The organism is Candidatus Stoquefichus sp. SB1 (genome assembly GCF_001244545.1).
In the GTDB taxonomy this organism is placed as follows: Bacteria; Bacillota_I; Bacilli_A; order Erysipelotrichales; family Coprobacillaceae; genus Stoquefichus.
Genome location: NZ_LN852692.1, coordinates 1 through 18409, shown reverse-complemented (window position 1 = coordinate 18409; position 18409 = coordinate 1). Strand labels below are relative to the sequence as shown.

At 36.3% G+C, this 18409-nt stretch carries 14 protein-coding genes and 3 rRNA genes; 4 read left to right on the top strand and 13 right to left on the bottom strand.

Annotated features, from left to right (window positions below):
* Window positions 1–8 precede the first annotated feature (8 nt).
* The 7 genes from BN1865_RS00090 to BN1865_RS19040 form a co-directional block, all read right to left on the bottom strand.
* Window positions 9–566, bottom strand: coding sequence for a 5-formyltetrahydrofolate cyclo-ligase (locus BN1865_RS00090; protein ID WP_255351741.1), 558 nt, complete (start codon window positions 564–566; stop codon window positions 9–11).
* A complete protein-coding gene (sufB, locus tag BN1865_RS00085; protein WP_050635241.1) occupies window positions 547–1953 on the bottom strand; it encodes a Fe-S cluster assembly protein SufB in 1407 nt (468 codons plus the stop codon). The genes BN1865_RS00090 and sufB overlap by 20 nt, the downstream gene beginning before the upstream one ends.
* A gap of 4 nt (window positions 1954–1957) precedes the next feature.
* Window positions 1958–2395, bottom strand: coding sequence for a Fe-S cluster assembly sulfur transfer protein SufU (sufU, locus tag BN1865_RS00080; RefSeq protein ID WP_050635240.1), 438 nt, complete (start codon window positions 2393–2395; stop codon window positions 1958–1960).
* The gene (locus BN1865_RS00075) at window positions 2379–3608 is read right to left on the bottom strand and encodes an aminotransferase class V-fold PLP-dependent enzyme (protein WP_050635239.1); all 1230 of its coding nucleotides are present in this window, start codon (window positions 3606–3608) and stop codon (window positions 2379–2381) included. Before BN1865_RS00075 ends, sufU begins: the two co-directional genes overlap by 17 nt.
* Before the next feature lies 1 nt (window position 3609).
* Window positions 3610–4506, bottom strand: a complete 897-nt coding sequence (locus BN1865_RS00070; protein WP_050635238.1) for a SufB/SufD family protein — start codon at window positions 4504–4506, stop codon at window positions 3610–3612.
* Window positions 4496–5317 (bottom strand): Fe-S cluster assembly ATPase SufC, encoded by an 822-nt coding sequence (gene sufC, locus BN1865_RS00065; protein ID WP_050635237.1) that lies wholly within the window; start codon window positions 5315–5317, stop codon window positions 4496–4498. Before sufC ends, BN1865_RS00070 begins: the two co-directional genes overlap by 11 nt.
* A 171-nt stretch (window positions 5318–5488) precedes the next feature.
* Window positions 5489–5566 (bottom strand): YjcZ family sporulation protein, encoded by a 78-nt coding sequence (locus tag BN1865_RS19040; protein WP_081652836.1) that lies wholly within the window; start codon window positions 5564–5566, stop codon window positions 5489–5491.
* A gap of 235 nt (window positions 5567–5801) precedes the next feature.
* On the opposite strand from BN1865_RS19040, the gene BN1865_RS00060 reads away from it, so the two are divergent.
* The 4 genes from BN1865_RS00060 (at window position 5802) to BN1865_RS00045 (ending at window position 9196) form a co-directional block, all read left to right on the top strand.
* The gene (locus BN1865_RS00060; RefSeq protein ID WP_050635236.1) at window positions 5802–6773 is read left to right on the top strand and encodes a peptidylprolyl isomerase; all 972 of its coding nucleotides are present in this window, start codon (window positions 5802–5804) and stop codon (window positions 6771–6773) included.
* Window positions 6773–7627: a peptidylprolyl isomerase gene (locus tag BN1865_RS00055; protein ID WP_050635235.1), complete on the top strand. Its 855-nt coding sequence runs from the start codon at window positions 6773–6775 to the stop codon at window positions 7625–7627. The genes BN1865_RS00060 and BN1865_RS00055 overlap by 1 nt, the downstream gene beginning before the upstream one ends.
* A 54-nt stretch (window positions 7628–7681) precedes the next feature.
* Window positions 7682–8104, top strand: coding sequence for an HIT family protein (locus BN1865_RS00050; protein ID WP_050635234.1), 423 nt, complete (start codon window positions 7682–7684; stop codon window positions 8102–8104).
* Window positions 8105–8173: 69 nt separating this feature from the next.
* A complete protein-coding gene (locus BN1865_RS00045) occupies window positions 8174–9196 on the top strand; it encodes a glycosyltransferase family 4 protein (protein ID WP_050635233.1) in 1023 nt (340 codons plus the stop codon).
* 43 nt (window positions 9197–9239) lie between these two features.
* On the opposite strand, the gene BN1865_RS00040 is transcribed toward BN1865_RS00045, so the two are convergent.
* The 6 genes from BN1865_RS00040 to BN1865_RS00015 all read right to left on the bottom strand — a co-directional run bounded on the left by BN1865_RS00040 (window position 9240) and on the right by BN1865_RS00015 (window position 18365).
* A complete protein-coding gene (locus BN1865_RS00040; RefSeq protein ID WP_050635232.1) occupies window positions 9240–10187 on the bottom strand; it encodes an HD domain-containing protein in 948 nt (315 codons plus the stop codon).
* Window positions 10174–12165 (bottom strand): glycosyltransferase, encoded by a 1992-nt coding sequence (locus tag BN1865_RS00035; RefSeq protein ID WP_050635231.1) that lies wholly within the window; start codon window positions 12163–12165, stop codon window positions 10174–10176. Before BN1865_RS00035 ends, BN1865_RS00040 begins: the two co-directional genes overlap by 14 nt.
* Before the next feature lie 5 nt (window positions 12166–12170).
* Window positions 12171–13193 (bottom strand): lysylphosphatidylglycerol synthase transmembrane domain-containing protein, encoded by a 1023-nt coding sequence (locus tag BN1865_RS00030; RefSeq protein ID WP_050635230.1) that lies wholly within the window; start codon window positions 13191–13193, stop codon window positions 12171–12173.
* 319 nt (window positions 13194–13512) lie between these two features.
* A 5S ribosomal RNA gene (gene rrf / locus BN1865_RS00025) occupies window positions 13513–13621 on the bottom strand.
* 77 nt (window positions 13622–13698) lie between these two features.
* Window positions 13699–16610, bottom strand: a 23S ribosomal RNA gene (locus BN1865_RS00020).
* A gap of 231 nt (window positions 16611–16841) precedes the next feature.
* A 16S ribosomal RNA gene (locus tag BN1865_RS00015) occupies window positions 16842–18365 on the bottom strand.
* The 16S, 23S and 5S rRNA genes sit together here, the layout of an rRNA operon.
* Window positions 18366–18409 lie beyond the last annotated feature (44 nt).

The following is an 18409-nucleotide window of genomic DNA, read 5'->3' as shown; positions in this document are numbered from 1 at the left end:
CTTGGCATTTATTTCAATATATCTCTTTCAGTTATAATTTCATCTAAAGCATAATCATATTCATCAACAGCAATCTCATTGACATATTGCATGGCATAAGCGAGGCCCAATTTATAGCCCTGATATCCGCTCGCAAAATATTTATCATAATACCCTTTGCCATACCCGACTCGATATTTACGCCCGTCAAAAGCCATCATTGGGACCAGCATGATATCAATATCTTGTGATAGCACCTTGCGACTGGTCGTAGGCTCTAAAACATGAAAATGTCCAACTTGCAATTCATCTAAAGAATCAATTTGATAAAAATGCATGATTGTTCCTTCAACCCGTGGAACACATACAGATTTTGTTTTTAAAAAAGTTTCAATTAAAGCTAATGTATCGACTTCATTTGGTAAAGAAACATAGCAGGCAATCATTTTGGAATTTTGAACATAAGGATGCTGCAAAACCAAATTGTATATATTTTGATCATATAAAGAAAACGTCTTACGATCCATTTGAAGACGTTTTTCTTTCATCATTTGTCTAATGAGATGTTTATCCAATACTCTCTTCACCCATATCTAATTTAATCAATTGATTTAATTCAACTGCATATTCCATTGGCAATTCTCTAGAGAATGGTTCAATAAATCCCATAACAATCATTTCAGTTGCCTGTTGTTTCGTGAGTCCTCGACTCATTAAATAAAACAATTGATCTTCAGAAACTTTAGATACTGTTGCCTCATGTTCAATAATTGAATCATTATTCATCATGATATTGGTAGGAACAGTATCACTTGTTGATTTTTCATCTAAAATAAGTGTATCACATTCAACCTTGCTTTTGGCATTAAAAGCATTCTTTGAATGACGCACCAATCCACGATAATTGACCTTTCCTCCTGTTCGAGAAATAGATTTAGAAATAATCTGACTTGATGTATTTGGCGCAAGATGAATCATTTTAGAACCTGAATCTAAAATTTGGCAATCTTCGGCTACCGCAATTGTTATGCATGTTCCTTTTGCTCCTTCTTGAGCCAGAATACAAGTTGGATATTTCATCGTGACTAAAGAACCAATATTTCCATCAACCCATTCCATTGAACCATTTTTATAAACTTTTGCTCGTTGAGTTACTAAGTTATAAATATTTTTAGACCAGTTTTGAATTGTTGTATAACGACATTTGGCATCTTCTAAAACAACAATTTCAACAACTCCAGCATGTAATGAATCTTTAGAATAAGAAGGTGCTGTACAGCCTTCCACATAATGAATATCAGATCCTTTATCAACAATAATTAAAGTTCTTTCAAATTGGGCCATTCTTTCACTATTAATTCTAAAATAAGATTGTAATGGTTTATCTAATTTCACTCCTGGTGGTACATAAATAAATGATCCACCAGACCAAACAGCACCATTTAAAGCAGAAAACTTATTATCATTATAAGGAATGACCGTATCAAAATACTTTTTAAAGATTTCTGGATATTCTCTTAGTCCACTATCAATATCTAGGAAAATAACTCCTTTTTCTTTAACTTCTTCTAACATATTATGATAAACAACTTCTGATTCATATTGAGCCGTTGCTCCAGCAAGAAAATGCTGTTCAGCTTCAGGAATTCCTAATTTATTAAAAGTGTTTTTAATTGTTTCAGGAACTTCTTCCCATTTATCAGTTAAGTTATCACTTGGACGATTATAATATGTATATTCATCAAAATCCATTTGACTTAAATCGACGCCCCAAGTTGGCATTGGCTTTTCTAAAAAACATTTTAATGCTTTTAAACGATATTCTAACATCCATTCAGGTTCTTTTTTGATTGCTGAAATTTCTCTGACAATCTCTTCATTTAACCCCTTAGGTGTTTTAAAAACAGATACATCTTCATCAATAAAATCGTATTCTGAATGATTTGTAGGAATATCAAGATTATCAATAGCCACTATTCTATTCCTCACTTTCTTCAATTAATTTAATCAAACCATTCCAGCCTAATGTTGCACATTTAATACGATTAGCCTGTTTGTGTGTATTTTTAAAAGCAATTGCTTCATCAAGTAATTCTTCATCATAATCTTTTTCATAAATCATATTCATATAATTTTCAATGATTTTCTTTGCTTCAGCTTTGCTTTTTCCTTTCACTAATTGACTCATAATAGATGTTGAAGATGTACAAATGGCACATGCTTCACCATCATATCTCACATCGACAATTTGATCTCCATCAAATTTCACCTGAATATCTAAATCATCAATACAAGTATCAGAATTCATATTGACTTTTTTGTATTCATCATCATCAACCAATCCACGATTACGTGGATGTTCATAATGATCCATAATAATTTCTCTCAATAATTGAGGATCATCCAAAGAACGCATCTAAAAAGTCATCTCCTTTCTTACATACTTCAATAAACTGATCAATTTCTTCTTTTGTGTTATAAAAGTAAAAAGAGGCACGTAATGTTGTTGATACATTTAAAAACTCATCAAGAATCTTAGCACAATGCTGACCCGCCCTTACAGCGATGCCATATGTATTAAAAAGACTTGCAGCATCTTGTGAAAAGACCCCTTTAATATTAAAAGCAATAGCACCATGTGATTGTGCATTATAAATCTCTACATTATCCAATTGCTGCATTTTTTTAAGACAGTAATCACGCAATTCTTTTTCATAAGCATGAATATTTTCCATCCCAATAGCCTTGAGATACTCTACTGCTTTACCAAGTCCAATAGCCCCTTCAATATTTGGTGTTCCAGCTTCAAATTTATAAGGTGGATTTTTTAAAGTCACAACGCCACAACTATTATAGCGTGAATTCGATCCCCCACCTAAACGGGTTGGTTTGGTTTCGCATAATAAATCATACTTTCCATACATCACACCAATCCCTGTTGGTCCACACATTTTATGACCTGAAAAAGCTAAAAAATCAATATCACTTTCTTGTACATCAGTAACCTGATGAGGAACACTTTGAGCCCCATCAACAACGACAATAATGCCACGTTCATGAACATATTGACAAATATCTTTCATAGGCGCATGAAAGCCTAAAACATTTGTCACCTCAGCTACAGCAATAACTTTTGTTTGATCAGTTATTGCTTTTTGAACATTTTCTAAAGTCAAACGTCCCATAGCATCTAACTCGATATAATTGACAACTGCCCCAACTTCTTGTGCCACATCAAACCATGGCAACGTATTAGAAGCATGTTCAGCAACCGTCAATAAAATTTCATCGCCTTCTTTTAAATGCGTTCTACCATAACCATATGCAATCATATTAAGCGAATCTGTTGATCCCGATGTAAAAACAATTTCTTCAGGACGTTTAGCATGAATAAATTCAGCAATGGTTTTTCGTGCCGCCTCAAACTGTTCATCGACCTCATGTGATAAATCATAATCACCACGATGAGCATTACCAGAATAACTGCTTAAATAACGACATACTGCATCTATAACAGATTGCGGTTTTAAAGTTGTTGCGCCATTATCAAGATATATCAAAGGATGCTCATGCATCATTCTTCCATTTAACATTGGAAAATCTTTTCTTATTTGTTCAACATCGAACATTTTAAGCACCTACCTTTGATAAAGCTTTTTCAAAACGTTCCTTTAACATTTCATTATCAACAACTTCAATAACTGGTTTTAAATATCCATATGTTATTAAATGCATTGCCTGTTTCTTAGAAAGACCACGACTTTGTAAATAATAAAGATGTTCTTCATCCATCTTTCCGACTCCAGCTGCATGTGATGCTTTTACATCAAAATCATCAATATATAAATATGGATTTGCTCCAGCAATACAATTGGAATCAAAAACCATTATTTTATTTGTCTGGTGACTAGCTGAACCATGTTGACCTTTTGTAATAGAACCAATACCATCAATAATTAATTTTCCAGCATCTTTAACCACACCATAATTATCCATCTGACCAAATGTATGAGGTTGATTATGTTTAATCAAAACTTCATAATATTTATTTTCTTTAGCTTTTGCAAGAATTGCCATACGAACTTTGGCATCAGCTCCAACGCCATCTAAATAGTAATGATAATAACCACTAAAATCACCATCAGATAATTCAGCAAAACCATACTGACAAATCGCATTTTCCTGTAAATAAACATTTTCATAACTTTTTGCAGACCCTGAATTATTTTCACTAAAAATATGCAGATGAGCATCTTGAGCCAAATACATATTCTTATTCAAAGTTGCACCATTTGCTAAAAACTTACTTTCAATCATATTAATTTCACAACGTTCTAAAACACGAATATCAATATCGAAAGTCTGTTTTTCATCTAAAATATAGACAATTTGAATTTCTACAGGATTAACATTCATAAAATTCAAAAGTCCCGCTTGATAAGAGACATGATCAGGGAGATGAGATTGAAAACAATCACCATTTTTAATAACAAGATAAAATTCACTACTTAAAATATCATTTATCATGTTTCAACTGTTCCTTTTTCCCACAAGATTCCAAAAGAATTGGTTGTTTTTCTTCCTCTTGCTGAATCTCAATACCTAATTCTCTTACCCATTCATATCCTTCATGATCAATTTTTTCAATCACTTCATAACCACCACTCATCACAATTTGTCCTTGTACAAGAACATGAACATGAGTAGGTTTAACCAATTCAAATAATCTTTCATAATGTGAAACCATAACACATCCAAAATGATCACTACGCATAGAATTAATCGCTTCACTGACAACTCTTAATGCATCAACATCCAAACCAGAATCAATCTCATCTAATAAAGCAAAACGTGGCTGTAATAATTTCATCTGTAATATTTCATTACGTTTCTTTTCACCACCTGAAAAACCTTCATTTAAATAACGATGAGCTAAATTTTCATCCATATCCAACTCTTCAATATTTTTATCAAGTGTACGAATAAATTTAAATAAAGAAATAGGTTCTTCTCTTCTTGCATTGATTGCTGCTTTCAAGAAATCTGAGTTTGTCACTCCTGGTATTTCCTGAGGATACTGCATTCCTAAAAACAAACCTGCACGTGCACGTTCATCGACTTCCATACTTAAAACATCCTGATCATCAAGTGTAATTGACCCTTGTGTCACTGTATATTTAGGATGACCCATAATTGCTGACAGTAACGTTGATTTTCCGTTACCATTAGGCCCCATAATAGCGTGTACTTCTCCTGTTTTAACTTCTAAATGAATACCTCTTAAAATTTCTTTTTCTCCGACTTTAACATGTAAATTTTCAATCTTTAAAGTTGACATAAAATACGCCCCTTTCGAACATATATTTTACGTAAAATTGCTGTTTCATTCAAGCAATACGATAATAAATTTATTATACCCAAGATATGTATTCATTTACATCTATAAACACCTCATATTCGAGGACAAAAAGCAAAAAAACTCTATAGATGGAATCTATAGAGTCAAATCTTAACAAATACCACAAATAATAACTAACAAGATAAACAAAACAAGAATTAAAGTAAATGATCCTTGATGTGCTAACATAGAAATCCCTCCCTTATTTTAAATCATAAAACAACATAATAAAATCAATAATATAAACAAAACAATTGTGATTTCCTGACCTTTTTCATGGCTTCTTTTTTCCAACTGACGTCCCTCCTCCTATGCACAATATATAATATGGTAAAATGTCAGGAAATTTTGTGTTATAGCCTACAAAAGTTGAAAAAATATTGATATCGTGTATAATGGAAGTGTTTAAGTCAAGGAGGTTTATATGAAACAAAAACGACTTGTAGGGCTAGCATTAGCCAGTATGATAGTCTTGAGCGGATGTTCAGGAACAGTGAAAGATAATGGGAAAGATGTTGTAGCCTCTATCGATGGAAAGAATATTCTGGCTGATGACATTTATACAAATCTTTCTACCAGTGCGTCTGGAAAACAAGCTTTATTTACCTATGTATTAGATCAGTTAATAAGGGAAAATTTTCCAGTTACTGATGATATGAAAGAAAATGCTTCTGAAATTGTCACAAATATTGAAACGAATTATAAAAATCAATATGGTGATGAAGCTGATACACAATTAGAAAGTGCTCTTGCTTCTAGTGGGTATGAAGATATGAGTGCTTATAAAGATTCTTTAATTCAATCTTTACAATATTCAGAGTTCCTAAAAAAATATGTGAAGGCTAACTTTGATGAGGTTTTTGAAGATTATTACAAACAAGAATCACCTCGTTTTATGAGTTTAATTAAGATTTCAATGACTGATCCAGACAGTCCTACAGATGATGAAAAAGAAAAATTAGAAGAAGTGAAATCATTATTAAAAACAAATAAAAGTTTTGCAGATATTGCCTCAGAATATTCTGATGATGATTCAAAGAGTGCCAAAGGAAATATTGGTGTCATTGATTCAACTTCTGGACTAAAGAATCTTTATGGAAGTGATGTTGAAAAAACGGCTTTATCTTTATCACAAGGAAAAGTGAGTGAAGCGATTAAGGGAAGTGATGGATACTATTTCTTATATTGTACAAGTACAGATAAAGAAAAAGTGAAAAGTGAATTAAAAACTGTTGATGTTGATTCTCCATTACTTGTTTATGATGATTATATGGTCTATTTAGCATTTAAGACTTATGAATTAAAATATAGTGATGAAGAAATTCAAAATACAATTCAAAAAATTGTTAAAGAATCCTTAGAGGCTCGAGATGATCTTAGAAAGGAGAAAGCATAATGAAAAAACTATTAATGTTATTGTTATGTGGTGGTTTATTAGTTGGCTGTTCTTCTCAATATTCAGTAAAAGTCAGTGACGCTGATAAAGAACTTGTCAGTGGAAGTCAATTAAAAATTACAAAACAAGATTTCTTTGAATATCTTTTAGATAATGGTGGCACTACAGAAATCGTAAAAGAAGTATTAACAACTATCGCTGATAAAGAAGTCACAGATCAATCAGAACTTGATGCATTAGTGAAACAGCGTGAAGAAGATTATGCCAAATACGCTGATGGTAATCTTGAAAAATACGCAAAAAAACTAGGCTATGATTCAAAAGATGCTTATATTAAAACTGTATTAATACCTGATGCAAAGCAAGAACTATTAAGAAAGAAATATATTTCTGAAAACTTAGAAACGCTTATTAAAAATTATCAAGTCAGCAGTTTTAAGAAAATTATTGTTGATAAAGAATCAACTGCCTTATCACTGATTGAACAAGCAAAAGATGAAGCAGCATTTGATAAACTTATGAAAGATAATGGTAGTAAAGCAGAAGATCATGGTATTGTTACTAAAAATTCTTCTTTAGATGATAATCTTAAGAAAATACTTGATAAACTTTCTGCCGTTACAAAAGATGGTGTTTATAATGAAGCTATTAAATTGAGTGATAATACTTATGCAGTTCTTTATTTATATAATACCGATCATAAAAACACTGATGCATTAGTAACTGCACTTTCTAATGATGATGATGTGAAAGAAGAAATTGAAGGAACTTATTTGAAAAAATATAATTTTACTGTCAATGATGATAAAATTAAAGAAGCAATTAAGAAGATTTCTAGCAATTATATAGAATAAGGGTTTCCCTTATTCTATTTTTGATGTAAAATGAAAGTAATGGAGGTTGTTATTATGGAAAGTTGTATTTTTTGTGAAATTGGAAAACATAATATTCCTGGAAAGATTATTTATGAAGATGATGTATGTATGGCATTTTTAGATTTGAGTCAAACAACTAATGGACATACATTAGTGATTCCTAAACAGCATTTTGATAATGTTTTGGATGTTGATGAACAAACATTAGCACATATGATGAAAATTGTACAAATAGTCGCAAAAAAATTGATGAAAACGCTAGATGCACAAGGATTTAATATTATAACAAATATGAATGAGGTCGCTGGTCAATCTGTTCATCATTTTCATATTCATATTATTCCTCGTTATACTCAACAAGATAGTTTCCAGGTTATTTATACTGATCACAGTGAAGATGTTCATTTAAATGACATTTATGATAGAATTATGGATGAAACATCAGAAGAGTTCTGATGAACTCTTTTTTTATGCTTTTTTCAATTATTTGGACATATGATATAATAAGAGAAGAAGGAGAAAAATATGGCTAAAATAAGAATAAATATGTTATCTAATGCTGATAAAGTTGATGGTCAGGGGGTTGGTAGTGCTTATCTTGAACAAGTTTCTTTAATCAAGGATGAATTAAGTGATGAATTTGAAGTGGTTATCAATGACTCAAAACCTGCTGATATTATTCATTGTCACACGATACTTCCTGAATATCTCATCAAAATGAAAAGAAATAAAGGGGTCAATGTTGCCTATGTTCATTTTTTACCTGATACCCTTGATGGCAGTATCCGTTTACCTAGTTCAGCCTTAAAAGTTTTTAAGAAATATATTACTTACTTTTATAATACAGCAGATTATTTAATTGTTGTAAATCCTATTTTTATTGAAGATCTTGTTCAATTTGGGATCCCTAGAGAAAAAATACGATATATTCCTAATTATGTATCAAAAGAAGCTTTCTATCAGGAAAGTCAAGATGTTGTTGTTTCAACAAAAAAGAAGTATCACATAGATACTGATACTTTTGTTGTTTTGGGGGTTGGACAAGTTCAGACAAGAAAAGGTGTGAAAGATTTTATTGAAGTCGCAAAAATGTTACCTGATGTAACATTTGTATGGGCGGGAGGATTTTCTTTTGGAAAGATTACTGATGGATATGATGAATTAAAAGATATTTATAATCATCCTCCACAAAATGTTAAATTTATAGGGATTGTTCCTAGAGAAGAAATGAATCATATTTATAATATCGCTGATGTGCTTTTTATGCCCTCATATAACGAATTATTCCCTATGTCCATATTAGAAGCCATCAATAGTCAAAAACCTCTTCTATTAAGAGATTTAGACCTTTATAAAGATATCTTATTCCAGAAATACTTATCTGATACAACAAACGTTGGATTTGTTCAAAAACTGAGTGATTTAAAAACAAATCAAGAATTATATAATCAATATAGTCAATATTCTCATGACATTAGTCAATATTATACAAAAGAACATGTCAGAGATATGTGGAAAGAATTTTATCAAAGCATTGTGGCTAAATAGCCACTTTTTTTATATAAAAATAACGAAATAGCTATCTATTTCGTTATTCATACATTTTAGGTTTATAAATTGTTCTATTTTCTAATGCAAAAATACGTTTTGAATATTCTCCTGCATTCACTTGATCTAAAGCTTTATCAAACATATTCATTCTTGCATCTATATTATCAATCAAATAGATCATTTCTGCTTCTCTAATTTGTGGAAGAACAGGAGAACCAAATTCATTTTTGCCATGATGAGCTAAAATCATATGTTGCAATAAAACTACCTCTTCACCCTCAATATTTAATTCCTGGGCAGCCTGATAAACCATTGCCTGAGCAATTGATATATGCCCTAACATCTTGCCTTCCATTGTATAAGTTGGCACAACAGGTCCACTTAACTCAACAGTTTTTCCAATATCATGCAATAAAATACCAGCATACATTAAATCGGCATTTAATTGAGGATAAATAGTTAACATACTTTCAGCAACTTTTAACATTGACAAAGTATGAAAAGCCAATCCAGATACACAATCATGATGATTTTTACTGGCTGCTGGATAAATTTTCAATGCTTCCATTTGCTTTTCAAAAAGATGTTTTGTTAAGACATAAAGTTTACTATTAGAGATTTGTTTGACATACCTCATTAACTCATTCATCATTGTTTCACTATCAAGAGGAGCTTTCGTTAAAAATTCTACTTGCTGTGATTGTTGATAAGATACATCATCAATACTAATGATTTTCATTTGACGATCATCACTATATTTAATAATATCACCTTTCCCTCTCACAACAGCTCCATTTTTTAAAGACTGAATATGCTCATCACTTGCATTCCAAAGTTTAGCATCAATTGTTCCTGTATCATCTTGAAAAACAATACTTAAATAATTACTTTTATTTGCACCATTTGTCTTACCTGTTGTTACATGATTAATCATTGCAGTAAATTCCACATTGTCATTACCACACTTCATATCTTTAATCTTTATCATTATTTTCCTCCCATAACTCTCTAATAATTTCTACAACATCATCATATTCATACCCTTTTTGAACTAAAAATGTTATGACTTTGCTTTTTAGAATTTGTGGTTCATAACGATTCTTATATCGATTATATACACGATAATACTCTTTTGTTAAAAGTTTCTGAGTATGTTCTTTAGGAAATACAAAATCAAAATCATTAATTGCTCTTTCAACAACATCTTGTGAAAATCCTTTATTAAATAATTTATTCTTGATATTTTGAATTAATGCATATTGTGGTTTCGTTGTATTTTCATTATATAATTTCTTAACAATCTCAACAGCCTTATCATATTCAAGATCTGGTGAATAATCTGCTAAATATTCATCAATCACAAAAGGTGAGATTCCTTCTCTTTTCAGATTATAGACAATCTTGTTAACACCTACACCCATTCGTTTAGCCTTTTGAAAATAATTTTTTGTATACTCTACATCATCAATGAGATTCTTTTGAACTAACAACTCCATTGTCATTTCTATTTGAATATCATCAAAATCACCTTTATCAGCTAATTTCTTTTGCATTTTAGCATAACTATAATCTTTATACGTTAAATATTTTAATGCCAAATGATAAGCTCGAGAAACCTGTTCCTGATCTTTTAAGGCATCCAGTTCTTCTCTATCAACAACTTGTCCAACACTTAATCCATAACGCTCAACCACTTGCGAAGACAAATGAATAATCACTTGATGATTATCAAATTGAAATGCCACATTATAAGTATGTCCCTTATCCGGTGTCAATGCCACCACTTCATAACAATAATGATGTTTGGCTAAAGCTTTATGATAAGTTTTCATAATTTTTTGATAGAAATTCTCACTACTATACTGCTTAGCATCCTCTAATGCATTTTTGGTTAATTGTTTCAATGACTGTTTAGACAACTGGATAATTTTTTGAACCAAATCTACTTTATCATTAAAGAAATAGCCATTACGTCCATCAATAATAACCCCTTCTAAATTCTTATCATATCTGGCTAACACTGGAATCCCACTCGCCATAGCTTCAATAAAAGTTAATCCTTGCGTTTCAGTAATGGAAGCTGAAACAAACAAATCAGAAACATGATAAAACGAAGGAACAAATTCACTTTCTTTTGGACCAGTAAAATAAATATATTGGTCTAATCCATACTGATGAACCATTTCTTCTAATTCTTCAATTTGTGGACCGCCACCAACTATCATCATACAAATATTCTTTTTGTATTGAACAATTTCATACATAGCTTCTATTAACAAATCAATACTTTTTTCAGGAGCAACTCTCCCTAAAAAAGTGACTACAAATTTATTTTGAAGATGATATTGATGAATGATATCATTCATCATTTCCTGATTCTTATTTGCAATTGAAAATTTGTCTAACTCTAAACCAGTAGGTATAACATTAATAGAATTTGAAATGCCATATTCTCTTAATGCATCTGCTGTTTTTTGAGAAGGAACAATCAGTTCAGAACAGCTATCACCATATATCTTTGATATTTTTTCAATAATCTTTTTAGCTGCCTGATCAACTGCTTTAATATTCCCAGGAGCAATATAATGAGAATAATCAGCCCACATTGTATGATAAGTATAACATACTGGAATATTTAATATTTCACCAGCAATTTTACCAAAAATACCAATTCCAAATTCAGTTTGAATATGAATAATATCTGGCTGAAAATCTTTCAGTTCTTTCATACCTTTAAAAGAATAAATATTAGAAGCACGATATCCATAAAGACTTTTTAAATCTAAACCTGGTAAACGCAAAACATGAGTATCATCATCCTGATAATCACTATCATGCGGTAGCATTGTTGTGACTACCAAAACGTGATGCCCATGTTTTTTTAATTCTTTTTTTAAAATATGTGTAGACGTTGCTACTCCATTAATATCTGGTAAATACGTATCACTAAATAAAGCAATATTCACATCAATCACTCCAATCTCGAATTATTAATTTCCTTATTTAAAGAGAAAATCAGTCCTCCAATAATCAAACCTAAATAATAAGACATAAAACGCCATAAAAACAGTGATGAAGATGTCCCTACTGGACCTAAAAAACTAAATAACAAAACATAAATTCCTTCACTACCACCACTTGCGCCAGGAATTGGTAAAAAAGCATTAATCAAATAAATAAATGAACAAAGACCTAAAAAATCCAGAAATGAACTCCATGATACATTTAAATTCAATGCTTTAGCAGCAAAAAAAGGCATACTATAAATAATGGTTAACTTTATAAAATTACATATACAAGAACGAACCAAAACTTGCCGATTTTTTTGTAAAAAGCGTAACTGTTCACGGAAATCTGAAAGATATTGTTCAATTTTTATACAAGTTAATTCATAATCTTTAACAATATGAATACGACTTAAAAACTTCAAAACTGTATGTGTTAAAAAGTTTTGTAATTTCTTTGATTTTGCACCACCAAACAAACCTAAAATAACTGCAAAATTAATAAAGAAACCTAAAATTGCCAAACTAAAAACACCAGCTTGTTCATTTACAAAATAACTATATTTTAAAAGCAAAACAATTCCAGTATAAACAACAAGTACACTTTGATAACAAATAAAGCACATTAAGAGAATACTTGCAGAATTGGTTGGTGGAATTCCTTGCTTATTAAAAATATAAACTTGAGCAAATTGTCCACCACTTGCAAAAGGCGTGATACCATTAAAGAAAGTTCCACTAATTGCATTAATAAAAGATTGTTTGAAAGTATAATCCTTTTTATAGGCTTTCCCAAAATACAGTAATGATAAAGCATCAAAAAGGTAATAACTAAACATAATAATCCCCATAACAATAATCCAACTGACTTTTGCTTCCTGAAAAGAACGAATAATCTGGTCAAATTGCTTCCCAATTGATAAATAGATAGAAACGCCACCAATAATTAAAATAATTGCAATATTCAAAAAATATTTTTTATTTTTCATAGATAATCCTATTAAAGATTTATCTTAATTCATAAATCTTTAATGCTCCTTTCTAATGATTTTTTGAACAAATTCCATCTATTATCGCTCGTTCATAAATCATTCATTATTGTATTTATCAAAGCAATTTGTTTCATAAATAAAGAATATACTCTAATTCATTTCTCTTCATCAACATAATTTTACTACATTTTTTCATATAAAGGAAGAGAAAGGAAAAGAATTCTCAATTTGATGTACTCCTTAAAAAGTATTCATTTGTTTCTATAAGCTTTTTCTGCAAAGAAAAAAGGGAGAGACGTCAGTCCCTCCCGGATTGAACCGGCAGCCTGCTATTGTCGCACTTGCGCACTATCTTCGCCGCTGTGATGCTTAACTTCTGTGTTCGGTATGGGTACAGGTGTCTCCATCACCCTATCGCCACCGGATCTCTTTCCTTCTCCTGAATGCACGAGCACTCAAAACTGAACAGCTCTCTAGCTTCTTTCTCCTTGAACCCTTCTTCTAGGCTAAGCCCTCGACCGATTAGTATCATTCAGCTCAGCATATCGCTATGCTTGCACCTATGACCTATCTACCTCTTCGTCTTAGAGGGGTCTTACTTCGCTTTGAATGGGAAGTCTCATCTTGGAGGGGGCTTCACACTTAGATGCCTTCAGCGTTTATCCCTTCCAGACTTAGCTACCCAGCTGTGCCACTGGCGTGACAACTGGTGCACCATTGGTCTGTCCACCCCGGTCCTCTCGTACTGAGGGCAGCTCTCCTCAAACTTCCTACGCCCACGACAGATAGGGACCGAACTGTCTCACGACGTTCTGAACCCAGCTCGCGTACCGCTTTAATGGGCGAACAGCCCAACCCTTGGAACCGACTTCAGCTCCAGGATGCGATGAGCCGACATCGAGGTGCCAAACCTCCCCGTCGATGTGAACTCTTGGGGGAGATCAGCCTGTTATCCCCAGGGTAGCTTTTATCCGTTGAGCGACGGCCCTTCCATTCGGCACCGCCGGATCACTAAGCCCGACTTTCGTCCCTGCTCGACTTGTTGGTCTCGCAGTCAAACACCCTTTTGCCTTTGCACTCTGCGCATGGTTTCCATCCATGCTGAGGGTATCTTTGGGCGCCTCCGTTACTCTTTGGGAGGCGACCGCCCCAGTCAAACTGCCCACCTGACACTGTCCCGTCATCGGCTTCACGATGTCCGGTTAGAACCTCAATGCATCAAGGGTAGTATCCCAACGGCGACTCCTCGAATACTGGCGTATCCGTCTCTCAGTCTCCTACCTATCCTGTACATCATGCATCAAGATCCAATATCAAGCTACAGTAAAGCTCCATGGGGTCTTTCCGTCTAGTCGCGGGTAACCTGCATCTTCACAGGTACTAAGACTTCACCGAGTCTACAGCTGAGACAGCGCCCAAATCGTTACGCCTTTCGTGCGGGTCAGAACTTACCTGACAAGGAATTTCGCTACCTTAGGACCGTTATAGTTACGGCCGCCGTTTACTGGGGCTTCAATTCATTGCTTCTCCTTGCGGATGACAACTCCTCTTAACCTTCCAGCACCGGGCAGGCGTCACCCCCTATACTTCGACTTGCGTCTTGGCAGAGAGCTGTGTTTTTGGTAAACAGTCGCTTGGGCCGTTTTACTGCGGCTCAGCTTTCACTGAGCACTCCTTATCCCGAAGTTACGGAGTCATTTTGCAGAGTTCCTTAGCTATAGTTCTCTCGCTCACCTTAGGATTCTCTCCTCACCCATGTGTGTCCATTTTCGGTACGGGCTGACAAAGAGTTTATTGCTAGAAGCTTTTCTTGGAAGCTTGCTTTGGCGACTTCTGTACTTATCGTAATGTTCCATACGCTTCACGCCTTCGGGTTTCAACATCCGGATTTGCCTGGATGTCCCCTACCTCGCTTGCACCAGCTATTCCAGCAGCTGGATCGCCTAGCCTTCTCCGTCACTCCATTGCCTCTTCGCCAGGTACGGGAATCTCCACCCGTTATCCATCGACTACGCCTCTCGGCCTCGCCTTAGGCCCCGACTTACCCAGAGCGGACGAACCTTCCTCTGGAAACCTTGGGTTTTCGGTGCGTGGGATTCTCACCCACGTTCCGCTACTCACACCGGCATTCTCTCTTCCTGACGCTCCACATGTCCTTGCGATCATGCTTCCTCGCTGTCAGGAACGCTCCCCTACCACTTATACTTCGTATAAATCCATAGCTTCGGTATTATGCTTAGCCCCGGTAAATTTTCGGCGCAGAGTCATTCGACTAGTGAGCTGTTACGCACTCTTTAAAGGATGGCTGCTTCTGAGCCAACCTCCTAGTTGTCTGGACATCTCCACATCCTTTTCCACTTAGCATATATTTTGGGACCTTAGCTGATGGTCTGGGCTGTTTCCCTCTTGACTACGGACCTTATCACCCGCAGTCTGACTGCCGCATATGTCTTCATGACATTCGGAGTTTGATTATGCTCAGTACCTCGGGATGAGGCCATCACATATTCAGTGCTCTACCTTCATGACACTTCCTGCGACGCTAGCCCTAAAGCTATTTCGGGGAGAACCAGCTATCTCCGAGTTCGTTTGGAATTTCACCCCTAGCCACAATTCATCCGCCAACGTTTCAACGGGGGTCGGTTCGGTCCTCCATCGGGTTTTACCCCAACTTCAACCTGATCATGGCTAGATCACTCGGTTTCGGGTCTATGACATGCAACTTCCGCCCTTTTCAGACTCGCTTTCGCTTCGGCTCCGCATCTCCTGCTTAACCTCGCTCCATATCATAACTCGCCGGCTCATTCTACAAAAGGCACGCCATCACCCTTTAACGGGCTCTGACTTCTTGTAAGCATATGGTTTCAGGTTCTCTTTCACTCCCCTCCCGGGGTTCTTTTCACCTTTCCCTCACGGTACTGGTTCACTATCGGTCACTAGGGAGTATTTAGCCTTTCGAGATGGTCCTCGATAATTCCGTCAGGATTCCACGTGCCCCGACGTACTCAGGGTCTGTCTCGTCTCACTCCCACAATTTCGGATACGGGAGTTTCACCCTCTTCGCTGCGCCTTCCCCTGCGCTTCTCCTATCATGCTCGCTCAACTTTGCTGACACCCCTATAACCCCATCGCTATGATGGTTTGGGCTCCTCCGCTTTCGCTCGCCGCTACTTACGGAATCGTTCTTACTTTCTTCTCCTGCAGGTACTGAGATGTTTCAGTTCCCTGCGTCTTGCCTCATGCATCTATATATTCAATGCATGATGACACACCTCTCGATGTGCCGGGTTCCCCCATTCGGACATCAGCGGGTCTTAGCCTGCTTACTGCTCGCCGCCGCGTTTCGCCGTTTGCTGCGTCCTTCTTCGCCTCCTAGTGCCTAGGCATCCGCCATACGCTCTTTCTTGCTTAACCTAAAGTGTTCAAGTTCTTTTTCTTGTTTTCTCTTTTGTTTATCTTAGTTTTTTGCAACTAGATGAATCGACCTTCAATCTCTTTCCTGATCTCGTTTCTTCTTCATCTATCTTCTTTTCTGTTGTAAAAAGTTTTTGCTAGTTTGCTATTCAGTTTTCAATGTTCCTGCCTTGAATGCACGCAACGCACATTCAAAACTAAACAGATCTCCACGTCTTCTCTTCTCCCTAGAAAGGAGGTGATCCATCCCCACGTTCCCGTAGGGATACCTTGTTACGACTTCACCCCAATCATCAGTCCCACCTTAGACAGCTCCTTCCTTGCGGTTAGGCCACCGGCTTCGGGTGTTACCAACTCTCATGGTGTGACGGGCGGTGTGTACAAGGCCCGAGAACGTATTCACCGCGACATTCTGATTCGCGATTACTAGCGATTCCAGCTTCGTGCAGTCGAGTTGCAGACTGCAGTCCGAACTGAGAACGGGTTTATGGGTTTCGCTCCACCTCGCGGTCTCGCTTCCCTCTGATCCGTCCATTGTAGCACGTGTGTAGCCCAGGTCATAAGGGGCATGATGATTTGACGTCATCCCCGCCTTCCTCCTCCTTGCAGAGGCAGTCTCGCCAGAGTCCCCAACTTAATGATGGTAACTGGCAACAGGGGTTGCGCTCGTTGCGGGACTTAACCCAACATCTCACGACACGAGCTGACGACAACCATGCACCACCTGTATCCGATATAGCTATTTCCTCATCTCTGAGGCTTTTATCGGTATGTCAAGACCTGGTAAGGTTCTTCGCGTTGCTTCGAATTAAACCACATGCTCCACCGCTTGTGCGGGCCCCCGTCAATTCCTTTGAGTTTCATTCTTGCGAACGTACTACTCAGGCGGAGTACTTATTGCGTTAACTGCAGCACTGAGGTCTGACCCCCAACACTTAGTACTCATCGTTTACGGCGTGGACTACTAGGGTATCTAATCCTATTTGCTCCCCACGCTTTCGGGACTGAGCGTCAGTTGCAGCCCAGATCGTCGCCTTCGCCACTGGTGTTCCTCCATATATCTACGCATTTCACCGCTACACATGGAATTCCACGATCCTCTGCTGCTCTCTAGCTATTTGGTTTCCACGGCTTACCGAAGTTTAGCTTCGGGCTTTCACCGCAGACCTCTATTGCCGCCTGCTCCCTCTTTACGCCCAATGATTCCGGATAACGCTCGCCACCTACGTATTACCGCGGCTGCTGGCACGTAGTTAGCCGTGGCTTCCTCATAAAGTACCGTCACTCATATGTCATTCCCTACATATGCCGTTCTTCCTTTATAACAGAGGTTTACATACCGAAGTACTTCCTCCCTCACGCGGCGTTGCTCGGTCAGGCTTTCGCCCATTGCCGAAAATTCCCTACTGCTGCCTCCCGTAGGAGTCTGGGCCGTGTCTCAGTCCCAGTGTGGCCGTCCACCCTCTCAGGTCGGCTACGCATCGTCGCCTTGGTGAGCCTCTACCTCACCAACTAGCTAATGCGCCATAAGTCCATCCTTCTGCTATCCCGTGGGATATTTAACAGTGAGGTCATGCGACCCCTCTGCCTATGCGGTCTTAGCTGCCGTTTCCAGCAGTTATCCCCCTCACAAGGCCAGGTTACTTATGTATTACTCACCCGTTCGCCACTCACTGATTAATCAGTGCGTTCGACTTGCATGTATTAGGCACGCCGCCAGCGTTCATCCTGAGCCAGGATCAAACTCTCCATTGTCTATCTCCTAAACAATTTCTTGTTCTCTTGACTCTCTTTGTTTC